21 protein-coding genes are annotated in these 21,642 nt (G+C 69.8%); 12 read left to right on the forward strand and 9 right to left on the reverse strand.

All coding sequences use genetic code 11. The features are described 5' to 3' along the window. Positions 1-2: 2 nt before the first annotated feature. The 3 genes from ACQEUX_RS04020 (at position 3) to ACQEUX_RS04030 (ending at position 3,714) form a co-directional block, all read left to right on the forward strand. Entirely contained in the window at positions 3-1,016 is a 1,014-nt protein-coding gene (locus tag ACQEUX_RS04020; protein WP_433041240.1) for a carbohydrate ABC transporter permease, read from the forward strand. Further along, positions 1,016-1,900 (forward strand): carbohydrate ABC transporter permease, encoded by an 885-nt coding sequence (locus ACQEUX_RS04025; RefSeq protein WP_433041243.1) that lies wholly within the window; start codon positions 1,016-1,018, stop codon positions 1,898-1,900. The genes ACQEUX_RS04020 and ACQEUX_RS04025 overlap by 1 nt, the downstream gene beginning before the upstream one ends. Before the next feature lie 86 nt (positions 1,901-1,986). Beyond that, entirely contained in the window at positions 1,987-3,714 is a 1,728-nt protein-coding gene (locus ACQEUX_RS04030; protein ID WP_433041246.1) for an IlvD/Edd family dehydratase, read from the forward strand. Between the two features lie 151 nt (positions 3,715-3,865). Here the strand turns inward: ACQEUX_RS04030 and ACQEUX_RS04035 are convergent, their stop codons facing one another. Then, positions 3,866-4,393, reverse strand: coding sequence for a MarR family winged helix-turn-helix transcriptional regulator (locus tag ACQEUX_RS04035; RefSeq protein ID WP_433041249.1), 528 nt, complete (start codon positions 4,391-4,393; stop codon positions 3,866-3,868). Positions 4,394-4,564: 171 nt separating this feature from the next. Here ACQEUX_RS04035 and ACQEUX_RS04040 point away from each other — a divergent pair, with 171 nt between their 5' ends. Further along, positions 4,565-6,856, forward strand: a complete 2,292-nt coding sequence (locus ACQEUX_RS04040) for an LLM class flavin-dependent oxidoreductase (protein ID WP_433041252.1) — start codon at positions 4,565-4,567, stop codon at positions 6,854-6,856. Here the strand turns inward: ACQEUX_RS04040 and ACQEUX_RS04045 are convergent. Both ACQEUX_RS04045 and ACQEUX_RS04050 read right to left on the reverse strand, forming a co-directional pair. Further along, complete coding sequence (locus tag ACQEUX_RS04045) at positions 6,853-7,563, reverse strand: DNA alkylation repair protein (protein WP_433041255.1); 711 nt, start codon at positions 7,561-7,563, stop codon at positions 6,853-6,855. The genes ACQEUX_RS04040 and ACQEUX_RS04045 overlap by 4 nt on opposite strands. 116 nt (positions 7,564-7,679) lie before the next feature. Further along, entirely contained in the window at positions 7,680-8,525 is an 846-nt protein-coding gene (locus ACQEUX_RS04050) for an SDR family oxidoreductase (RefSeq protein ID WP_433041258.1), read from the reverse strand. Between the two features lie 86 nt (positions 8,526-8,611). Here ACQEUX_RS04050 and ACQEUX_RS04055 point away from each other — a divergent pair, with 86 nt between their 5' ends. The 3 genes from ACQEUX_RS04055 (at position 8,612) to ACQEUX_RS04065 (ending at position 11,199) form a co-directional block, all read left to right on the forward strand. Then, positions 8,612-9,091 carry a MarR family winged helix-turn-helix transcriptional regulator gene (locus ACQEUX_RS04055; RefSeq protein WP_433041261.1) on the forward strand — a complete coding sequence of 160 codons (480 nt, stop codon included), beginning with the start codon at positions 8,612-8,614 and terminating at the stop codon, positions 9,089-9,091. Between the two features lie 127 nt (positions 9,092-9,218). Continuing rightward, positions 9,219-10,409, forward strand: a complete 1,191-nt coding sequence (locus ACQEUX_RS04060) for an MFS transporter (protein WP_433041264.1) — start codon at positions 9,219-9,221, stop codon at positions 10,407-10,409. Positions 10,410-10,569: 160 nt separating this feature from the next. After that, entirely contained in the window at positions 10,570-11,199 is a 630-nt protein-coding gene (locus ACQEUX_RS04065) for a VOC family protein (protein WP_433041267.1), read from the forward strand. A gap of 65 nt (positions 11,200-11,264) precedes the next feature. On the opposite strand, the gene ACQEUX_RS04070 is transcribed toward ACQEUX_RS04065, so the two are convergent. Further along, entirely contained in the window at positions 11,265-11,873 is a 609-nt protein-coding gene (locus tag ACQEUX_RS04070) for a TetR/AcrR family transcriptional regulator (protein ID WP_433041270.1), read from the reverse strand. A gap of 124 nt (positions 11,874-11,997) precedes the next feature. Here ACQEUX_RS04070 and ACQEUX_RS04075 point away from each other — a divergent pair, with 124 nt between their 5' ends. Next, the gene (locus tag ACQEUX_RS04075; protein WP_433041273.1) at positions 11,998-13,008 is read left to right on the forward strand and encodes an aldo/keto reductase; all 1,011 of its coding nucleotides are present in this window, start codon (positions 11,998-12,000) and stop codon (positions 13,006-13,008) included. Positions 13,009-13,021: 13 nt separating this feature from the next. Here ACQEUX_RS04075 and ACQEUX_RS04080 read toward each other — a convergent pair whose 3' ends face one another. Continuing rightward, positions 13,022-14,650, reverse strand: a complete 1,629-nt coding sequence (locus ACQEUX_RS04080; protein WP_433041276.1) for a response regulator transcription factor — start codon at positions 14,648-14,650, stop codon at positions 13,022-13,024. 236 nt (positions 14,651-14,886) lie between these two features. On the opposite strand from ACQEUX_RS04080, the gene ACQEUX_RS04085 reads away from it, so the two are divergent. The 4 genes from ACQEUX_RS04085 to ACQEUX_RS04100 all read left to right on the forward strand — a co-directional run bounded on the left by ACQEUX_RS04085 (position 14,887) and on the right by ACQEUX_RS04100 (position 18,006). After that, on the forward strand, positions 14,887-15,240 hold the full coding sequence (locus ACQEUX_RS04085; protein ID WP_433041279.1) for a hypothetical protein: 354 nt from the start codon (positions 14,887-14,889) through the stop codon (positions 15,238-15,240). A gap of 13 nt (positions 15,241-15,253) precedes the next feature. Continuing rightward, the gene (locus ACQEUX_RS04090) at positions 15,254-16,387 is read left to right on the forward strand and encodes a cupin domain-containing protein (protein WP_433041282.1); all 1,134 of its coding nucleotides are present in this window, start codon (positions 15,254-15,256) and stop codon (positions 16,385-16,387) included. 27 nt (positions 16,388-16,414) lie between these two features. Beyond that, a complete protein-coding gene (locus tag ACQEUX_RS04095; RefSeq protein ID WP_433041285.1) occupies positions 16,415-17,401 on the forward strand; it encodes a zinc-dependent alcohol dehydrogenase family protein in 987 nt (328 codons plus the stop codon). Between the two features lie 92 nt (positions 17,402-17,493). Continuing rightward, complete coding sequence (locus tag ACQEUX_RS04100) at positions 17,494-18,006, forward strand: signal peptidase II (protein WP_433041288.1); 513 nt, start codon at positions 17,494-17,496, stop codon at positions 18,004-18,006. 16 nt (positions 18,007-18,022) lie between these two features. Here ACQEUX_RS04100 and ACQEUX_RS04105 read toward each other — a convergent pair whose 3' ends face one another. Genes ACQEUX_RS04105 through ACQEUX_RS04120 form a run of 4 tightly spaced genes read right to left on the reverse strand, consistent with a single transcriptional unit; the run spans position 18,023 to position 21,535 of the window. Beyond that, complete coding sequence (locus ACQEUX_RS04105; protein ID WP_433041291.1) at positions 18,023-18,637, reverse strand: LutC/YkgG family protein; 615 nt, start codon at positions 18,635-18,637, stop codon at positions 18,023-18,025. Next, on the reverse strand, positions 18,634-20,079 hold the full coding sequence (locus ACQEUX_RS04110; protein WP_433041293.1) for a LutB/LldF family L-lactate oxidation iron-sulfur protein: 1,446 nt from the start codon (positions 20,077-20,079) through the stop codon (positions 18,634-18,636). The genes ACQEUX_RS04105 and ACQEUX_RS04110 overlap by 4 nt, the downstream gene beginning before the upstream one ends. After that, positions 20,076-20,786, reverse strand: a complete 711-nt coding sequence (locus tag ACQEUX_RS04115; RefSeq protein ID WP_433041296.1) for a (Fe-S)-binding protein — start codon at positions 20,784-20,786, stop codon at positions 20,076-20,078. The genes ACQEUX_RS04110 and ACQEUX_RS04115 overlap by 4 nt, the downstream gene beginning before the upstream one ends. A gap of 29 nt (positions 20,787-20,815) precedes the next feature. After that, on the reverse strand, positions 20,816-21,535 hold the full coding sequence (locus ACQEUX_RS04120) for a GntR family transcriptional regulator (RefSeq protein ID WP_433041299.1): 720 nt from the start codon (positions 21,533-21,535) through the stop codon (positions 20,816-20,818). Positions 21,536-21,642 lie beyond the last annotated feature (107 nt).

Genomic DNA, 21,642 nt, shown 5'->3' on the forward strand with positions numbered 1-21,642 from the left:
GGATGGGTGGGCCGCGCCGGCACTGGGCGGCCGGCCCACCCGCCACCCTCAGCGTCCACGTCCCGGAGACCAAGATGACATCCCTGACCGAGAAGCGCGCACCGCGTACTCAGCCTGAGACGCGCAAGATCCGTGGCAAGGTGCACCTCCGCGAACACCTGATGGGGTGGCTCTTCGTCGGGCCGTTCGGGGTCGTGTTCCTGGCGTTCCTCATCGCGCCGCTGGCGTACGCGTTGTACCTCAGTCTCTTTCAGAAGAAGCTGATCGGCGGCACCAGCTTCGTCCTCTTCGACAACTACCTGAAGGCGTTCACCGACCCGAGCTTCCTGTCCGGGGCGTGGTTCGTCATCCGTTTCTCGCTGGTCTCGATCCCGCTGCAGATCATCATCGCGCTCGCGTTGGCGCTCATTCTGGACTCGGTGACCACCCTGTTCGCTCGCTTCTCCCGACTGATGATCTTTCTTCCCTACGCGATTCCCACCGTCATCGGGGCCGTGATGTGGGGGTTCCTCTACAGCAAGGGCTTCGGCCCGCTCACCGACATCTTCGGGCTGTTCGGCGCCACCGCACCCGACTTCCTGGGCAGCAACCTGATCTTTTACGGCCTGGTCAACGTCGTCACCTGGCAGTGGGCCGGCTACTACATGATCATCCTGTACGCGGCGTTGCAGGGAGTCGACCCGTCGCTCTATGAGGCCGCCCGGATGGACGGCGCCGGACGGTGGCAGATCGCGACGCGCATCAAGATCCCGCTGATCGCACCCGCGCTGATCCTGATCCTGGTCTTCTCGCTCATCGGCACCCTGCAGTTCTTCAACGAACCGCAGATCCTGCGATACCTCGCCGCGGGCACGATCGGGGCGGACTTCACCCCCAACATGTACGCGTACCAGCAGGCGTTCTCGCTCGCCAACTTCAACTACGGATCGGCGATCTCGTTCGCTCTCAGTGGAGTCGTGTTCATCTGCGTGTACGCATTCCTGTTCTTCACCCGCAAGCGGAGGAGCTTCCTCTGATGGCCGACCACACCAGCGTCCGCGCAGGCTCCCGCCGCCCGCAACGCTATCTCCCTCTGCAGATTCTCCTCGGTTTCCTGGTGATCTATTTCCTCGTGCCGTTCTGGTGGGTCATCGTCAACAGCTCCAAGGACGCGCCGGGCCTGTTCGGCGGCGGAAACACCCTCTGGTTCACCGACCAGATCGACTACCTCGGCAACCTCAAGCAGCTCTTCACCTACGACGGTGGCATCTACCTCAGGTGGATCCTCAACTCCACGCTGTACGCCATCGTCGGCGGGATCGGCGCCACAGTGCTGGCGGTCATGGCCGGCTACGGATTCGCCAAGTACCGGTTCGCCGCGCGGCGCTTCAGCTTCGCCGTCGTGCTCGGCGCGCTGATGGTGCCCGCCACCGCTCTGGTCATTCCGACCTTCATCATGTTCTCCCGGCTCGGGCTGACGAACACGGTCTGGGCGGTGATCCTCCCGTCGCTGCTCAACCCGTTCGGCGTCTACCTGATGCACGTGTACGCGCGCGACGCGGTGCCCGACGAACTCCTGGACGCGGCGCGGGTCGACGGCGCGGGAGAGGTGCGGACGTTCCTCCAGATCGCTCTTCCGCTGATGCGCCCCGCGGTGGTCACCGTGCTGCTTCTGTCGGCCGTGGCGTCCTGGAACAACTACTTCCTGCCCCTGGCCATGCTCTCCGACAACCGGCTCTTCCCCGTGACCGTCGGCCTCGGCCTCTGGCAGGGGATCGCTTCCGCGAACAACTCGGGAGGCACCTCGCTGTGGAGCCTCATCATCCTGGGCTCGCTCGTGTCCGTGATCCCACTGGTCATCGCGTTCTTCAGCCTGCAACGGCACTGGCGCGGCGGGCTGTCCGTCGGAGGTCTCCGGTAGGTCGCGCTCGTGCGTGAGCCAATCCACCACACGCCATTGATCGCCGCGTACCCCGTGGCCGGGCGGATGAACAGAGAGGTGTGCTGATGTCGACGACGGGTCGTCTGCTGCGCAGCGGGCAGTGGTTCGGTGCGGAGGGCCGCAACGGGTTCATCCATCGGTCCTGGATGCGCAACCAGGGGTTCGCGGACGACGTCTTCGACGGCCGCCCGGTGATCGGCATCGCCACCACCTGGTCGGAGCTGACACCCTGCAACGCCCATCTGCGGGACCTGGCCGAATCGGTGAAGCGGGGCGTGTGGGAGAGCGGCGGCCTGCCGCTGGAGTTCCCCGCGATGAGCCTGGGCGAGCCCCTCATGCGACCCACGACCATGCTCTACCGCAATCTGCTGGCGATGGAGTTGGAGGAGTCGGTCCGAGCCAACCCGCTCGACGGGGTAATCCTGCTCTCCGGCTGTGACAAGACCACTCCCGGCCTGCTGATGGGGGCCGCGAGCGTCGACCTACCGACTCTGATGATCACCGGCGGTCCGATGCTCAACGGTAAGTTCCGGGGGCAGGACATCGGATCGGGCACCGTCGTCTGGCGCTTCACCGAGGAGATGCGGGCCGGGCGGATGACCGCGGCCGACTGCGCGGAGGCGGAGGTCGGCATGTCCCGCAGCCGGGGGCACTGCATGACCATGGGTACCGCCTCGACGATGGCCTGCGTGACCGAGGCGCTGGGCGTGCAACTGCCGGGGGCCGCCGCCGTGCCGGCCGTCGACTCGCGCAGGTACGCGCTCGCGCACGCCGCCGGCCGTCGGATCGTCGCCATGGTCGAACAGGACCAGCGGCTGTCCACCGTGCTCACTCGGCACGCGTTCGAGAACGCCATCCGGGTCAACGCCGCGATCGGTGGTTCCACCAATGCCGTCGTACACCTGCTCGCGATTGCCGGGCGCCTCGGCGTTCCCCTGTCACTGGAGGACTTCGACACACTCACCGCCGACGTGCCCATGCTTGTCAACCTGATGCCGTCCGGGGCGTACCTCATGGAGGACTTCGCCTACGCGGGCGGGGTTCCGGCGGTGATGGCGGAGATCGCCCCGCTGCTGCACCTGGACCACGTCACCGTCAGCGGGAAGAGCGTGGCCGACAACATCAGCGGTGTCCAGTGCTGGAACCGGGAGGTCATCGGCACCCTGGCGGAGCCGTTCCAGCCCGCCGGGTCGGGCACCGTGGTGCTGCACGGGTCGCTCGCGCCGTCCGGGGCCGTGCTGAAGGTCTCCGCCGCCTCCGCCCACCTGCTCACGCACACCGGGCCGGCGCTCGTGTTCGACCGGATCGAGGACTACGTCGTCGCGGCCGACGATCCGGACCTCGATGTCACCCCCGACACGGTGATCGTGGTACGGAACGCCGGACCACGGGGCTACCCCGGCTTTCCGGAAGTGGGTAACGTGCCGATGCCACGGCGACTGCTCGCCGACGGCATCACGGACATGGTGCGGATCTCCGACGCGCGCATGAGCGGCACCGGGTATGGCACCTGCATCCTGCATGTGGCCCCGGAGGCGTCGGTGGGTGGCCCTCTCGCGCTGGTGCGCACCGGCGACCTGGTCCGCGTCGACGTCCCGACGCGGCGCCTGGACCTCCTGGTCGACGACGCGGAACTCGCACAGCGTCGTACGGCCTGGCAGCCACCACCGCCGGTGGCCGACCGGGGATGGGTACGGCTGTACAGCGAGCACGTCCTGCAGGCCGACAGGGGCGCGGACCTCGACTTCCTCGTCGGCGGCAGCGGCAGTGCCGTGCCCCGTCACTCACACTGACCGCTGGGAACGCACCAGGGAGCGCCGGTGCGGCGGCCGAGGCGTCGGCGTCAGGTCGGCTCGCACGCCCACGGGAACGCGTCGGAGAACTGGCCGACGGTCCACGCCAGACGCACGCCCCCGTATGCCACGGCCCAGCCCTATCGCGAGGTCACTGGGCGGACTGCTCGGTCTGGGGAAGGACGCTCGACACCGCGGCGCACGGGTCCGTTCCGGGCGCTGCGGTGTGGATCGCCTCGGCGGCGCGGGCGGCGAGGTCGCGGAAGTGGTGGCGCTGTTTTTCGGGTAGCCCGCCCAGCACGTGGTCCTCGGCCTGGGTGACACGACGCTCGGCCTCGGCGAGGGCCTGACGCCCTCGATCGGTGGCCACGATCCGACGGGCGCGCCGGTCGCGGGGATCGAGCTGCCGCCTGATGAGACCGGCGTTCTCCAGGTCGTCGATCACGTACGTCAGGACGCTGCGGTCGATGACCAGGCGGGCAGCCAAGGCACCCTGTGTGGGCACCTCCTCGTGCACGACGACGGCCAGGAGGTGGTAGCCCCGGCTCCCGTGCGGCAGATCCTTCAGCGTCTCTTCGATGATCTCCTGCCAGCGGCGCAGCACGAGGCCCAGGGACCAGCCGAAGGTCGAACCGCGTGTGCGGTCAGCCGACAGTTCGCAGGGGTCGATGCCGGCCATGTACCGGACGCTATCAGGCGATGTATTGGTCAAAGCGAAGTTTGTCCACGGGAAGAGCCGTGGGTCCGGTGCACGCGTCGAGGAATGAGCCGGCGGGCAGGTATGTTGTGATGCACAAGATTTGCTGATCAGATAATAGCCTGACCATATGACCACGGGGATGGTGGAGCAATGCCTGACTACGGTCACGAACTCCTGTTCGGGACGTTCCTGACTCCCAGTGCTCAGGACCCGGATCGCGTAGTGGCGCTGGCTGAGCTGACCGAAGCGGCGGGACTGGATCTCGCCACCTTCCAGGACCACCCGTACAACCCCGAGTTCCTCGACACCTGGACCCTGCTGAGCTGGGTCGCGGCCCGCACGGAACGGCTACGGGTCTCGGCGAACGTCCTCAACCTTCCGCTGCGCCCGCCGGCCGTGCTGGCCCGGGCCGCGGCGAGCCTGGACCGGCTGTCCCACGGCCGCTTCGACATGGGCCTCGGTGCCGGTGCGTTCTGGGACGGGATCGAAGGGATGGGCGGTCGCCGGCTGACGGCGGGGCAGGGCGTCGCGGCACTGCGGGAAGCGATCGAGATTATGCGCGGGGTCTGGGACGACACCGCGTCCGGGCCACTGCGGAGCGATGGGAAGTACTACCCGATCCCAGGAATGCAGCGCGGCCCCGCACCGGCGCACGACATCGGCATCTGGCTGGGCGCCTACCAGCCGAAGATGCTCGCGTTGACCGGCCAGAAAGCCGACGGCTGGCTGCCCACGCTGGAGTATCTGCGCTCACCCGACCGGGCGACCGGCAACCGGCTCATCGACGAGGCGGCGGTCGAGGCGGGACGGGACCCGCGGGAGATCCGGCGGCTGCTCAACCTGTTCACCGTGGACGTCTCATCCAGCGGTCGTGGTTTCCTCCAGGGGCCACCCGCACAGTGGGTCGATCAGCTCCTCCCGCTGGTTCTCGAAGAGGGGTTCAGCGCCTTCCTGATCGGCCGTGACGACCCCCGACTGATCCAGGCCTTCGGGCAGGAGATCGTCCCCGCGCTACGCGAGGCGGTCGCCAAGGAGCGTACGGAGAACCAGCCTGGCGCCGGACGGGTCCGCACGGCCGCCGCTCTGGCCGAGCGTCGGCCGGGCCTCGACTACGACGCGCTGCCCGGGTCGTTGGCCGACGGGTCCGTCGAGCCCGGCGACCCGGAGTACGAGCGTGTCCGCCACAGCTACATCTGGCAGGGAGCACCGGCCCTGGTGGTCCGCCCGCGTACCGCCGCCGAGGTGATCGACGCCGTGTCGTACGCGCGGACACAGGACGTCCCGCTGTCCGTGCGCAGTGGGGGACACGGAATCAGCGGCCGGTCGACGAACGACGGCGGAATCATCATCGACATGTCGAGGATGAACAAGGTCGAGGTGCTCGACCGGGCGAGCCGTCGGATCCGGCTGGAGCCGGGCGCCCGCTGGGGCCACGTAGCCCGGGCGCTCGCCCCGCACGGCCTGGCGATGAGCTCGGGAGACTACGGTGACGTGGGCGTCGGTGGCCTCGCCACCACGGGCGGTGTCGGTTACCTGGCGCGCAAGTACGGCCTGACCATCGACCACATCGTCGCCGCCGAGATCGTCACCGCGGACGGCCGCCTGCTCCGTGTCGACGACGAGCAGCACCCCGACCTGTTCTGGGCCATCCGTGGCGCCGGTGGCAACTTCGGCGTCATCACCGCCCTGGAGTTGGAGGCGTACGAGGTCGACAACGTCGTCTACGCCCAGCTCGTGGCGGACGCGACCGACACCGCCCAGGTGCTCCGCCGTTGGGGCCAACTCGTCGAGGACGCGCCGCGGGAGCTGTCGAGTTTCCTCTCCCTCTTTCCCGGCCGCCGTGGCGACCCACCGACGGCCCAGGTCACCCTCGTCTACGCGGGTGACGACATCGAGGCGGCGCAGTCCGCACTGAGCCCGTTCCTGGAGATCGGACCGATTCTCGACCAGCACGCGCAGGTCGCGCCGTATCCGGCGATCGTCGCGCCGCCCGGCAACCAGCACCGGGGCCAGGGGTTGAAGGACACCCGCAGTGGCCTGTTGCACCACATCACTCCGCAGGCGGCGGACCTCATGGCAGGCATGATCCATTCCGGTGACGTAATGATCATGCAGTTCCGCTCCGTCGGCGCGGCGGTCAACGACGTCGCCCGTGACGCGACCGCCTACCCGCATCGGGAGCAGAACTTCTCGGTGCTCGCCGCCACGGTCCCGGACCGCCGAGCCAAACTCGACAATCTGTGGACCAGGCTGTACTCGCATCTCGACGGCATGTACCTCAGCTTCGAGACCGACACCGACCCGGATCGACTGCTGGACGCCTGGCCCGAGCCCACCCTCGGTCGACTGCGGGCAATCAAGGCCACGTACGACCCGGACAATGTCTTCAACCGAAACTTCCCGATCCCACCAGCACCCAGGGGTGAGCGGGCGGTCAACTAGACCGCGCCGGACAGGTAGTCCCGACGTCGCTGCGGATCGAACTTCTCGATCGCGTACCGCAGCGTGACCCGTGGCATGACCCGGTAGCGGCGGGCGAGGAACTCCTCCTCCGCCGCTCTGTCGCGGTTGCCTACCTCGCGCAGCATCCAGCCCACCGCCTTGCGAACAAGGTCGTGCGGGTCGCGCAGGAGCCGTTCACTGAGTCGGAAGGTCCAATGGAAGTCACCCGCTTTGACGAAGGCGAACGTTGCCATGATGGCCATGCGCCGGTCCCACACCAGGCTCGACTCGGCCAACCGATCCAGGATGCTCCGGTCCTTGTCGAACAGCCAGGGGCCGACGATGTACGGCGCCGACGAGTCCACCAGATCCCAGTTGTTGATGCGGCTCGTGTTGGCCAGGACGACGTCGAAGATCTCGCCCCGTTCCTGCTCGTCTCCCTTGGCGAACTTCCGGACCAGGATGAACAGCGACGTCAGCCGCTCCTCATGGACGTCGCTGGTCAGCAACGTGGTCGTCTCCGCGAGGGACAGGTCGCGCCAGTGCCGGGCGGCCACCCTCCGCTGTTCCGGCACGGAGACACCGATGGCCCGGTCGCCCTCGCCGTATCCGCCGGGAGTCATCTGCAGAACCCGGCTCAATCCCTCGGCGCGACGTGGGTCGGCGAGGCTGGCGAGATCGTGACGGACGTCCGCGGTCGTGGCCATGCCGTGCAAGCTACCGCGACGCGTCGGGCGTAGCGCGACGGACACCGGCCGGGCGGATGCGTCCGTGCCCCTCGGTGCGATCGCGCCGAGGGGCACCGCCGGGAACGGCAGGCGGATCAGGCGCTGGCGAAGTGCTCGCGGTGATCGCGGGCGAACTCGGCGAAACTCCGCGGCTGCCGGCCGACGATCCGGGCGACATGATCATTGGTGAAGTCGCCCCACCCGGAGCCGTAGGCGACCCGGTACTCGGCGAGGACCTCGGCCGACCACGGGTCGAGGCCCGCCTGGAGCAGGCTGTCGCGAGCCGCTTGCGGGCTCTGCGGTACGTACCGCACCGGCTGCCCGAGCGTACGGGCGATCTCGTCGGCCGCCTGGTCGAGAGTGATGCTCTCCGGACCGGTTGGCGTGTAGATCATGCCCTCGTGCGGCTGCGGCGCGGAGAGGATCCGGGCCGCTGCCGCGGCGATGTCCCGTACGTCGATGACGCCGACCCGAGCCTCACCGAAGAGCCCGTAGAGGTGTGGTCCGATTTTGGATCCGAGCAGGTTCTGCATGAAGTGACTCGGTCGCAGGATCGTCCAGGGGATGCCCGAGTTCTGCAGTTCGGCGTCGGAGAGCGCGTGTAGCCGACCGTTGCGGGTCGGCGCGTCGTGCGCAGCCCCGATCGCGGAGAGCCTGACGATGTGCCGCACGCCGGCCTGCCGGGCGGCCCACACCGCGTTCATGCTCTGGCTCGGTGCCAGCGGGCCCATCGGCATCAGCAGCCACAGCGTCGTCACGCCCTCGAATGCCGGGGTCAGCGTCAAGGGACGGTCCAGGTCGCCGACGACGTAGTCGACGCCGTCGAACTCGGGCGCGCGGGACCGGTCCCGCACGAGGGCGCGTACCGGCTGGTTGCCGGCGAGTTCACGCAGCACCTCCCTCGACACGGTGCCGTTTGCTCCGGTTATCAGAATGGTCATGGTTGTCCTCCGGGTCGGATGGACGGTGGTCGGGCCACCGGTCGCCGCCAGCGACGATATAGTCCAATAGTTGTACCGTCCAATGATTGGACCAAATTATGAAGCGCAGCACACTCAAGGAGCAGGACCCCGACCTCGGGATCCTGGCCGTGCAGCTCTCCGCGCGCGTCCAGCGTGAGATCTTCCGGCGCTCCATGGAGCACGGGTTCGACGACGTCAGGCCCCGCCACGGCGCGGTACTCGCGTACCTGGACGCGGAGGGCACCCGCCCCGGCGAACTGGCCCGGCTGGCCGGACGCAACAAGCAGACGATGGGCGCGATCCTCGACGAGTTGGAGCGGCTGGGCTACGTCCGCCGCGCGCCCGACCCTGCCGACCGCCGAGCGAAGCTCATCATGCCGACGGACCGGGGCCTCCGATTCATGGAGGTCTCCGACGGCATCGTGAACCAGATCGAGCAGAAACTCTCCGACACGCTCGGTCCCGACCTCTACCAGGATTTCAGAACCGCGCTGGGGCGTGGCGTCGCGAGCCTCCCGGCAACCGGGGACGACACCGAGGGCTGAGACAGCGTCGGCCCGCGGTCGCCGGCGATCTTGCATGGGACGGCGAACACCGGGTACGCGAGCGCGGCCCTGCCGCCAGCAGAGCCTCCGGGTCCCACCGTCGCCAGCGCACCCGAGGAGCACCGACATGCCGATCGCGGGAAGGGCCCGACTCTCACCAGGGGTCTCCCTGGTGCTGCTGGCGTCGATCCTCGTGTCGTTCCTGGCCGCGTCGGCTGCGCCGACCCCGCTCTACGGGCTCTACCAGGAGCGCTGGCACTTCTCGCCGGTCACGACCACCGTGGTGTTCGCCGTATACGCCCTCGCGGTGCTGGCGTCGCTGCTCACGTTCGGCAAGTTGTCCGACCATGTCGGTCGCCGCCCGGTCCTGGCCGTCGCGATCGCGGTGCAGATGCTCTCGCTGGTCGTCTTCATCTTCGCCAACGGCGTACCCGCGCTGCTGGTCGCCCGCCTCATCCAGGGACTCGCTGCCGGCGCGGCCACGGGCGCCGTCGGTGCCGCCATGCTCGACATCGACCGCGCCCGCGGCACGCTCGCGAACTCGATCGCCCCTGGTATCGGCACCGGAAGCGGTGCCCTGCTGTCGGCGCTGCTCATCCACTTCCTGCCCGCGCCGACGCGGCTGGTGTACGTCGTTCTTCTGGTGATCCTTCTGCTCCAGGCCGTCGGGGTGGCGCTGATGCCCGAGACGGTCACGCCGACGGGGGGAGCGCGACGCAGTCTGCGGCCGGATATCAGCCTGCCCCGCACCGTACGCGAGCCGGTACTGGTCGTCGTTCCGGTGCTGTTCGCGGTCTGGGCACTGGCCGGATTCTTCGGCGCGCTCGGCCCGGCGCTCGTGCGCACCCTCATGGACACGTCGATCGTGGTCGGCGGTCTGGTCCTCTTCGTCTTCGCCGTCTTCGGGTCGATCGCCGTTCTGTTGCTGCGCAACACCGCCGCGCGCACGGTGATCCTGACCGGGATCGTCGCTCTCATCCTGGGCATGATCGTCACGTTGGTGTCGGTCATGGCCCAGTCCGTCCCCGGATTCTTCGTCGGCCTCGCGCTCGGGGGCGTCGGCTTCGGTGGCGGCTTCCAGGGCAGCCTCAAGACGATCATGCCGCTGGTTCAGGCGCACGAACGCGCCAGTGTGCTCTCCCTGCTCTACGTCGTCTGCTACGTCGGCTTCGGCCTTCCCACGGTGATCGCCGGCTTCCTCGTGGTCTACGCCGGCGGGCTGCCTCGGACCGCCGACGAATACTCCATCGCCGTCATTCTCCTTGCCCTGGTTGCCCTGTTCGGGGTGCGCAGGGCCGCGAGGATGTCGCCTGGCTGATGCCCCGAAGGCCGCACCCGGCAAGGACGCAGCCAGTAGCGTGCTGAGGGGGATGAGGGCGGCGTCGGAGGCGGCTCGCGGCCGTGGCGGCACGCCGGCCGGAGATCCCCCGAGTACGCCGGGCAGGTGCACGAGCCGCACGCGAACCAGGGAGGCCCCGATGAGCCCGAAGGATGCGCAGGGCGACGCGAGTGCCATGCCGCGTATCGAGAGCCTCGACACGAAGCTCGAGGTGATCGTCATCCCGGTGTCGGATGTCGACCGCGCCAAGGCGTTCTACGTACGCCTCGGTTGGCGGCTCGACCAGACGCCGCCCGGCATCATCCAGCTCACCCCGCACGGCTCCGGGTGCTCCGTGCAGTTCGGCTCGGGGCTTACGTCGGCGGCGCCCGGTTCGGCGGTGGCCTACCTGGTCGTGTCCGACCTCGAGGCGGCCCGGAACACCCTGGTCTCCGCCGGTGTCGATGTCGGTGGCATCTCCCACGTCACCCCGAACGGGCTGGTCGACGGGCTGGACCCCGAGCGGCGCAGCTACTTCTCGCGCGCCACGCTCCGCGACCCGGACGGCAACACCTGGCTGATGCAGGAGATCACGACCAGACTTCCCGGGCGCATCGAGGGTGGGCTGACGTCGTTCGGCTCGGCGAGCGACCTGGCGAGCGCGCTCCGGCGCGCGGCCGCCGCCCATGGCGAGCACGAGGAGCGCACCGGCGAGCGGGACGAGAACTGGCCCGACTGGTACGCGGCCTACATGGTGAGCGAGCAGTCGGGGGCCAAGCCGCCCGAGTGAGCCGAGCGATCCTCGACCCGACGGCCCGGTCGGTCCGTGGCGGGCCGGGTGGCGTGGCGTCGCGGTCAGCGCAGCCCACGGACCAGGTTGTCGACCAGGGTGCGGGCGAAGTCCTCGGTGAGCGGCAGGTCGGGGACGAGGAGCCGGTGGTAGCAGGCTCCCCAGAGCTGGTCGACGACGGATTCGGGGTCGATGTTGGTGCGTAGCTGCCCACGGGCCATGGCTCTGGTGAGGGCTTCCACGGCGAGGGCCCGGCGAGGGCCGGAGTAGCGCTGCCGATAGGCCGCGGCCAACTCGGGGTCGGTCTGCGCCTGGGCGATGAGTTGGCTGATGACCCGCCCGGCGGAGGTGTCCCGCATCAGGTGGACGAAGGCGACGAGCTGGTTGGTCAGATCGGCGACGATGTCGGCGGTGTCGGTGAAGGCCAGCGTGGGTGCGACGACGGTGAAGTAGCCGTCCAGGGCGAGTGCCCCCTTGGAGGGCCACCACTTGTAGATCGTCATCCGGCTGGCCCCGGCCTGGGCCGCGACCTTCTCGATGGTGAAGCCGGCCATGCCCTCCGCCAGCAGGAGATTGCCGGCGGCGGTGAGGATCTCGGCCCGTACCTGGTCGGCGGGGCGGCGGCCACGACCCCGGCGGGGTGGGGTGTTGGCGTCCGGCGTGAGCTGGGCCACTGGCCCTCCCGTTTATATGGACAGAGTGTCTTCGTGCTGTTTATATGGACACAGCGTACACAGCACTGCCCCGTGCGGTACGCCCCACGATCAACCGCAGCGACGACCGAAGGAGACGAGCGACATGACGGGTCTACGACGGCGACAGTTGGGTGCCTCCGGGCCGGAGGTGTCGATGATCGGGCTCGGCGCGATGGGCATGTCGGACCTGTACGGGCCGGCGGACGAGGCCGAGAGCGTCGCGACGCTGCACGCGGCCCTCGACGCCGGTGTGAACCTGGTCGACACCGCGGACTTCTACGGGTCGGGTCACAACGAGATGCTGATCGGTCGGGTGCTGCGGGAGCGTCGTCGGGAGGAGGTGGTGGTCAGCGTGAAGTTCGGGTCGCGCCGAACGCCGGACGGCGGGTTCCAGGCGGCACCGTACGACGTGTCGGCGGTGGCGGTGAAGGACCGGCTGGCGTACTCGCTGCGGCGGTTGGGCACCGACTACATCGACATCTACCGGCCATCGCGGCTGAACCCGCAGGTGCCGGTGGAGGAGACCGTGGGCGCGCTGCTCGAGATGCGGCAGGCCGGCTACATCCGGCACATCGGGCTCTCCGAGGTGAGCGCGGGCACCATCCGCAGGGCGGCGGCGGTGGCGCCGATCAGTGACGTCCAGATCGAGTACTCGCTGCTGTCCCGTGGCCCGGAGGCCACGATTCTGCCGGCGTTGCGGGAACTGGGCATCGGGTTGACCGCCTACGGGGTGCTGTCGCGGGGCCTGCTGAGCGGGCACTGGTCGGCGGAGCGTGAGCTGACCGGAGCGGACTTCCGGGCGAACAGCCCCCGGTTCCAGGGCGAGCACCTGACCGCGAACCTGCGCCTCGTGGACGCGCTCGGCCGGGTCGCGCAGCGACTGGGGGCGACCACGAGTCAGGTGGCGATCGCCTGGGTGGCGGCGCAGGGCGAGCAGATCGTGCCGCTGGTCGGCGCGCGCCGGCGCGATCGGCTGGCCGAGTCGCTGGCCGCGGTCGATCTGGTGCTGGACCGTCCGGCCCTGGACGAGATCGAACGTGCCGTACCGGCCGGTGCCGCCTCGGGCCAGCGGTACGCGACGGCGATGATGGCCACCCTCGACAGCGAGCGGTGATCCCCGGCGGTCGTCACCCGCTGGTGGCCCTGTGGCGGTCCCAGGCCCGCACCAACTGCATCCGGTTGTGGATCCCCAGCTTCTGATAGATCGATCGGAGCTGGGTGTCCACGGTGTGGAAGGACACGAAGAGGCTCCCCGCCGCCTCCTTCTTCGTGGCGCCGGCGGCGAGCATCTCGGCCACCCGCTCCTCGGCGGGGGTGAGCGCGTCGATGCCCGTGCGGAGCGGCTCGCCGATCGAGGGCCGGTGGTGTGAGGTGGCGGCGAGTTCGACGCATCGCCGGTCGGCCAGCGCCTGGTCGCCGGGGGCGCCGATCCGGGCGTAGAGGGCAGCCGCCTCGTGCGCGGCATCCCCCGCCTCCGTGGGCGCCAGCCGAGAGCTGTTCGCGAGGTCGAGCAACGCGTCGGCCAGAGCCGGCCAGGCGGCGGTGGTGCGCAGCCCGTCGACCGCCGACCGAAGTGCGTCCGGGTCGCGATCGAGCAGGCCCCTGGTCTGGTCGGCCAGTGCGCGCCACAGCGGGACCGGGGTGCGCGTGGCCACCAGCTCGACCAGTTCGGTGACGCGGCGGGCGGCCCGGGTGTCGCCAGCGGCCACCGCCGCGCGTACCAGTCGAGGGCCGAACTGCGGCACGGGCAGGAGTGGTCGGACCGACCGGTGCAGGTCAGCGACGATTCTGTTGAGCAGGCTCGCCGGCTCGCTGAGGGCGGGGTCGCGAACAGCGACACAGAGGGCGGGATCGCGAACAGCGACACAGAGGGCGGGCGTCCACATCGCACTGTCCGGCCATCGTCGTTCCGCGAGGCACGGGCCGAGGACGGCACGAGCGGCGTCGTGCTCGCCGCGGCGGTAGCGGACCTCGGCGATCACCGCGACCAGCAGGGCACGCACCTCCTGGCCGATGTCCACCGAGCCCGAGTCGAGCGTCGTGACAGCCAGCGCGGCCGCCTCGGGCAGGTCCCCCACCGCGACCATGCGGAGGCAGTCCAGGGCGGTCAGTTGACTGCTCACCGGCGTACCGGGCGACGCCGTGTCGTCAGACGCCTGGCGCGTCGCGGACCGGGCGTCCTGGTGCCGGCCCAGGCCGAGGTGCACCAGGATTCGTTCGGCCCGGATCGACGTGGCGTCCCGTCGTGCCGGCCAGGCATCGGCATCCAGGGCTGCCAGCACGGCGTGGGCGCCCGGGAGATCCCCGTGCGACAGCGAGCGAGCGGCCCGGCCGAGCGCGAGGTGGCGAGCGGATGAATGGTCACCCGACGCGGCGTGCGCGGTGCCCGCCTCGCGGAGCAGGGCATCGGAGTCCGGATGTCCGGTGCGGGCGGCGACCGCGGCGACGATGGCGAGCAGCGTGCTTCGGCTCCGGGCGTCCACTCGTTGCTCCAGCGCCTCCCGCAGGCCGGCGAGGGCGACCGACGGCTGCTCCAGTGCCGCGATCTGCGCCACGCGGCCGAGCAGGTGTGCACGGTGGCGGTCGCCGCTCCGGTTCGTAGCGATCTCCGCAGCCAGGTTCCGCAGCGCCTCCGTCGGGCGCCCGGCGATCCGGAGCTGATCCGCCGTCGCGATCAGCCGACTCTGTCGCTGCTCGGCGTCGTCGGCCTTGTCGTCAGCCGGGAATGTTCCGGTGGTGAAGGGTGATTCGGACAATGGCGTTCTCCCCGGTGGTTACCCGGCGCGTCGACATGCCGTCCTGCGACCGAGCCTAACCATGGCGGCAGGGGCAAGCGACCGGATCGACGAACCGGCGGGCTGCGGCCCAGGCGACGTGGCTACCTGCCTGCCGTCGTTTGCGGTGAATGGCCCACGCCGTCCTGGAAGTGACGGGCCGCAATGGCGCGATCACGGGATGCGACGCCAGCACCTCGCCCCCGATCATCGAATGCATGGCCCACCCGACCTCGTCATCGCTCGACCGTTGGCCGCCGAACCACGTGACACGCCGCTCGGACGACTGCTCAGCGGCCAACGATTCACGGCGCCCGCACCGGAGCAACCTTCCCGGTGTACGACGGCTCCGGGCCGCACTGCTGGTGTTCGTCCTGTTCGCCAGCACCGGCGCGGGTGGGCACGCGCCGCCGTGGACCCGCGTGGTGCTCGCGGTGACCGCGGTGGCGATTCCCGCCGCCATCGCGGTCCAGTACGGCTGGCCCGCGGTGCGCACCCTGCTGGGGTTGCCGTCCCGGCTACGCCTGCGAGGTGGATCTGTTCCCGCGCCCCATCCGACCCAACCGGAGTAAGGAGACAGCGACCATGGCGAACAGCGATCCCCAGCCGCGACGCGGCGACCAGGGCGGCCCGCCCTTCGCGGGCCGTAACGTCGAGCTTGAGCGGCAGAACCCCGACCTGTTGGTGCCGCCAACGACCGACAGTCGGCTGGTGCCCAACCTCAAGTTCTCGTTCTCGCAGGCGCACACCCGGGTGGAGAAGGGCGGCTGGACCCGCGAGGTCACCAGCCGAGACCTGCCGATCGCCAGCCAGTTGTCCGGTGTCCAGTTCGGTCTGGAGCCGGGCGCGTACCGGGAGATCCACTGGCATCAACAGTCGGAGTGGGCGTACATGCTCAGCGGCAGTTGCCGGATCAGCGCCGTCGACCACGAGGGACGCAACTTCATCGAGGACGTGAAGGCGGGCGATCTGTGGTTCTTTCCGCAGGGCGTGCCGCACAACATCCAGGCGCTGGAGGACGGCGCGCAGTTCCTGTTGGTCTTCGACGACGGCGCGTTCTCGGAGAACAACACGTTCCTGCTCAGTGACTTCTTCGCGCACACCCCTCGGCACGTCCTGGCCAAGAACTTCGGCTGGACGTTGGAACAGATGGAGAACCTGCCCGAGCGGGAGAAGTACATCTTCCAGGGCGACGTCCCACCGCCCCTGCAACAGGACCGGGTGGTCAGCCCCACCGGCGACATCCCGCGAAGCTTCAAGCACCGGATGCTCGCGCAGACCCCGCAGCGCTTCCGTGGTGGAACGGTCCGGATCACCGACTCGACCAACTTCGCCGCGTCCGTGACCACCGCCGCCGCGCTCGTCGAGGTCGAGCCCGGGGGAATGCGCGAGTTGCACTGGCATCCCACCACCGACGAGTGGCAGTACTACATCTCCGGCACCGGACGGATGGGTGTCTTCGCGGCTCAGGCCGCCGCCCGGACGTTCGACTTCCAGGCCGGCGACGTGGGCTACGTTCCCTTCGCGTACGGCCACTACATCGAGAACACCGGCGACGAACCGCTGGTGTTCCTGGAGATGTTCCGGCATCCCCGGTTCGAGGACATCTCGGTGATGCAGTGGATGGCCAACACGCCCCACGAGATCATCGCGGACACCATCAACGTGCAGAAGTCGATCGTCGACGAATTGCCGACCACCAAACAGACCGTGGTCTGACCCCGACGACGGGAAGTATGGATAGCCATGCGTGCTGTGGTTCTGCGGGAGTTCGACGCGCCGCTGAGCGTGGAGGAGATCGACCAACCCACCCCTGGGGCCGGGCAGGTGCTCGTGCGGGTCATCGCCAGCGGTGTCAACCCGCTCGACACGAAGATCCAGGCGGGAAAGGCCCCGCACGCCCGCGTCCAGCCGCCCGCGGTGCTCGGCCTGGACCTCGCCGGCGTCGTCGTGTCGGTCGGCCCGGAGGTGACCACCTTCGAGCCGGGGGACGAGGTGTACGGGCTCTGCGGGGGTGTCGGCGACCTGCAGGGCTCGCTTGCCGAGTACGCGGCCGTCGATGCTCGACTGCTGGCTCGCAAGCCGCGGACGCTCTCGATGCGTGAGGCCGCCGCGCTGCCGCTGGCGGCGATCACCTCGTGGGAGGGGCTGGTCGATCGGGCCGGGGTCCGCGCCGGGCAGAAGGTGCTGGTGCACGGCGGTTCCGGCGGCGTCGGTTACGTGGGCGTGCAACTTGCCCAGGCGCGAGGCGCTGAGGCGTACGCGACGGGCGGTCCGGCGAGCATGCGCGTGATCGAGAGTCTCGGTGCGGTGCCGATCGACTACACCTCGACCAGCGTCGAGGAGTACGTGCAGCGGTACACCGGGGGCGAGGGATTCGACATCATCGCCGACAACGTGGGCGGCCCGACACTCGACGCGTCGTTCGCGGCGGTGCGCACGTATCACGGGCACGTCGTCAGCGCACTGGGCTGGGGCTCACACTCGCTCGCCCCACTGTCCTTCCGCGGGGCGACCTATTCCGGTGTGTTCACCCTGCTGCCGATGTTGACCGGCCGAGGCCGCGAACACCAGGGCGACATTCTGCGCGAGATCGCGGCGCTGGCCGAGGCCGGCGCGTTGCGCCCACGACTCGATCCGCGTCCGTTCACGCTCGACACGATCATGGACGCCCACCGCCTGGTGGCCGGCGGCGCCACCGGCGGCAAGGTCATCGTGGACGTCGCGGGCTGAGCCACCCACACCAACCTGCTGGGTACGGTGCACGGCGATCGACCGGCCCTCGGCCGGTGGTGACGGCCGGATCGACCGGTTAGGGTTCCGGTGTGTTCCGCGCCGTCGTGTTGATCGCTGCTGTGGTGCTCGTCTCGGACCAGCTCACGAAATACTGGGCGGAATCCGCGCTGTCCGACGGGCACACCGTTTCCATCGTCGGCGATCTGCTGCAACTGCGGCTCCTATACAACCCGGGCGCCGCCTTCTCGATCGGGTCCGAGTACACCTGGATCTTCGCGGTCTTCGCGGCGGCGGCGGTGGTCGCGGTGACGGTCGTGGCGCGGCGGGTCACGTCGCGTCCCTGGGCGCTGGCGTTGGGGTTGGTGCTCGGCGGTGCGGCCACGCATCTGCTGGACCGCCTCTTCCGCGAACCGGGGTTCGCTCGCGGCCACGTGGTGGACTTCATCGACTACGCCGGGTTCTTCGTCGGCAACGTCGCCGACATCGCACTGGTCGTCGGCGTTGGTGTCGTCATGCTGCTCAACGCGCGGGGCATTCCACTCCGAGGGCCGGCCGCAGCGGGCGAGGCTCGCACTGCGGAGCAGGTGTCGCCAAGCTCCTGAGGTGCCCGCCAGCCCGTTAGGGGACGACTGCGTCGTCGAGACCCACCAGGACGACGTCCAGCCTGCGGGGGCCGTGCACCCCCTCGACCCGGTTGAGTTCGATGTCGCTGGTCGCGGACGGGCCCGAGATCCAGGTCTGTGGCGCGCGTGGGTCCAGCCGGGTCAGCGCCTCCGGCAGCAGTCCGACGACCTGATCGGTGCGTACCACGCAGATGTGCCGGTCGGGCACCAGGGTGAGCGCCCGCCGCCCCTGGGCCGGGCCGGCGTCGAGGATGATGGTGCCGGTGTCGGCGACCGCCACGGCGCAGCCGGTGAGGACCGCGTCCATGCCGTCGAGGTCGGCCGGTGACAGCGGGGGAGCGTCGGGATGCACCCGCCCGCCGTATCCGGCCAGCCAGTCGGCGGGGACGTCGGTGGGAACGGCGAGCCGACCGACCTCGGCCAACAGGCCGGGCAGGGCGTCGATGCCCCGGTGGACGACCGCCCGGTAGTCCTCCAACCGGTCGATCAGAACGTCGACCCGGTCGGAGCGGTCGTCGACCCGGCGATACCCGCGGGGGACCTGCACCGGCGGCGGGTTGTCGGCCAGGGCCGTCCGGAGCCGCGCCAGGATCTCGTCGCGTGCGGTCACTGCTTTCCCCACCATTCCCGGAAGGTCTGCGGCGCGGGCAACGGTAGGTCCCGCGACCTGGTCCACGCCGAGGCGGGCCAGGGCAGCCTGCGCAGGGTGCGAGCGCCGGTGCGCCGTTCGCGGTACGCCCCGAGCGGAGCCGCGCCGCCCCGGGCCAGGCGCAGGGCGGCGGCCCATCGCTGCGGGCTGCGCATGACCCACGACAGGACGCGCATGGCGGCCCGCTCGGCCGGCGGGTGCGGTGCCTGCTGGCGGAGGTGGACCAGGATCTCCGGAATGTTGATCTTCACTGGGCACACGTCGTAGCAGGCGCCGCAGAGCGTCGACGCGTACGGCAGGGAAGCGTTGTCGGCCACGCCGGTCAGCTGGGGCGACAGGATCGCGCCGATCGGCCCCGGATACACCGAGCCGTACGCGTGCCCGCCGGCCCGTTCGTACACCGGGCAGACATTGAGACACGCGGAGCAGCGGATGCAGGACAGTGCCGGCCGCCCGACCGGATCGGCGAGCACGGCGGACCGTCCGTTGTCGACCAGCACGACGTGCACGGACTGCGGGCCGTCGCCGGGGGTGACGCCGGTCCACACCGAGGTGTACGGGTTCATCCGCTCGCCGGTCGAGGATCGCGGCAGCAGTTGTAGGAAGACCTCCAGGTCGCTGAAGGTCGGCAGCAGCTTCTCGACGCCGACGACGCTGATCAGCGTCTCCGGGAGGGTCAGGCACATCCGCCCGTTGCCTTCGGACTCCACGACCACCAGCGTGCCGGTGTCGGCGATGGCGAAGTTGGCGCCGGAGACGGCGACCCGGGCCGAGAGGAAACGTCGTCGCAGGTGGGCGCGTGCCGCCTCGGCCAGGTCGGCCGGCTCGTCGCTCAGGTCGGCCGGCGCGTCGGGCATCCGGCGCTGGAAGATCTCCCGGATCTGTGCCCGGTTGTAGTGGATCGCCGGCACCAGGATGTGCGACGGGGTGTCCTCGCCGAGCTGCACGATCAGCTCCGCGAGGTCGGTCTCGTACGCGGCGATCCCGGCCGCTTCGAGGGCCTCGTTGAGCTCGATCTCCTGGGTAGCCATCGACTTGACCTTCACGACCTCGTCCGCCCCGGCGGCCCGGGTCAACTCGACCACGATCCGGCAGGCCTCGGCCGCGTCGCGGGCCCAGTGCACGGTCGCGCCGGCAGCGGTGGCGGACGCCTCGAACTGCTCCAGCAGCTCGGGCAACCGGCGTTGGACGTCGGCCTTGATCGCGGCGCCGGCGTCCCGCAACGCCTCCCAGTCGGGCACCTCGTCGACGACCCGGGCGCGCTTGCCGCGGATGGTTCTGGTGGCCCGGTGCAGGTTGGCCCGTAGTTGCGTGTCGGCGACGGCCGGCTTGGCTGCGGTGGGAAAGGGCAGCGGCGTGCGGATCCGTCCGCCTCCGGTGGCGGGCGCGACCGGATGGTTCATGAGGCGGCACCCGTCGAGGCGAGGATCTCGGCGTAGTGCACGGCCCGCACGCCGGACCGGTGGCGGTCGAGGCCGCCGCCGATGTGCGCCAGGCAGGAGTTGTCGGCGGCGGCGAGCACCCGCGCTCCGGTCTCGCGGACCCGGGCGCACTTGTCGGTGAGCATCGCGGTGGAGACGTCCGGGTTCTTCAGTGCGAACGTGCCGCCGAAGCCGCAGCACTCCTCGGCGTCGCCGAGCTCGACCAGCCGGATCCCGCGTACCTGACGCAGCAGGCTCAGCGGGCGGTCGCCCAGTCGCAGCATCCGTAGGCCGTGGCAGGTGGGGTGGTAGGTGACCGTTTCCGGGAACTCGGCACCGACGTCGGTGACGCCGAGGACGTCGACGAGCAACTCGGACAGTTCGTAGGTGCGGGCGGCCACCGACGCGGCAGGTGGGTGCAGGCGCGGGTACTGGTCGCGGATCATCGCCGTGCACGACCCGGACGGCGCGACGATGGCGTCGTAGTCGTCGAAGACGTCGACGTAGTTGCGGACCATCGGCATCGCCTCGGCCCGGTAACCGGTGTTGGCGTGCATCTGCCCGCAACAGGTCTGGTCGGCAGGGAAGTCGACGGTGTGGCCGAGCCGCCGCAGGACGCGGGTGACGGCGATGCCGGTGGCCGGGTATGCGAGGTCGTTGACGCAGGTGATGAAGAGGGCGATGCGCATGGCGGCTCCTCGGATGTGTCGGGGGCGGGTCACACCGAGTCGGGCGGTGCTCCGGGGGTGGGGAGCCGGTCGAAGGCGGGCAGGTGGCGTTCCCGGGCGGCGGTCAGGTGGGCCCGCATCGCGTCGGTGGCCGCGGTGGAGTCTCCGGCGGCGATCGCGGCGGCGATGCGCTGGTGCTCGGTGTTGGTGTCCGGGGCGCCGGTGACCGGGAAGTACAGGCGGTGCAGGTGCAGGTGCGAGTGCAGCCGGGTGATGGTGTCCCGCAGCAGTGGGCTGCCGGCGACTTCGGCGATGAGGTCGTGGAATTTCGCGTCCAGCGCGGTGAAGGCGGCGTGTCGGCGGTATCCGTCGCCGGCCTCCACGTCGATGCTCGCCGCCGCCTCGGCGCTGATCCTTTGCCGTGCCTCGGTGGAGGCGTGGGTGGCGGCCCGGCCGGCGGTGGCGCCCTCCAGCAGCAGGCGGACGTCGAACAGGTCGTCGAACTCGGCACGGCTGAGCAGCGGCGTGGTGGTGTAGCCGGAGAGCGGACGTTTACGGACCAGACCGTCGGCCTCCAGCCGGGCCAGGGCCTCGCGTACCGGTGTGGGGGAGACGTCGAGCTCCCGGGCGAGAGCGTCTATGTTGACCCGTTCGCCGGGGGGAAGGATGTGGTCCATGACCAGCGTCTTTATCGACTCGTAGACGTCCTCGGTGAGGGTGAGTCGTCGGGCGGGACGGAGTCGGCCCTCGCGAGCTTCCTGCTGGGCCATCTCGTCTCCTCAACAACCCCTTGACTGTGCCGGTGTGAGCGAGTACACACTAGCAAAGCAACATCCTATAGGAAATAGGTTCCGCCGCCTCGCCTCACCACCACCCC

The sequence above is a fragment of the Micromonospora sp. CA-259024 genome (genome assembly GCF_050936255.1).
In the GTDB taxonomy this organism is placed as follows: domain Bacteria; phylum Actinomycetota; class Actinomycetes; order Mycobacteriales; family Micromonosporaceae; genus Micromonospora.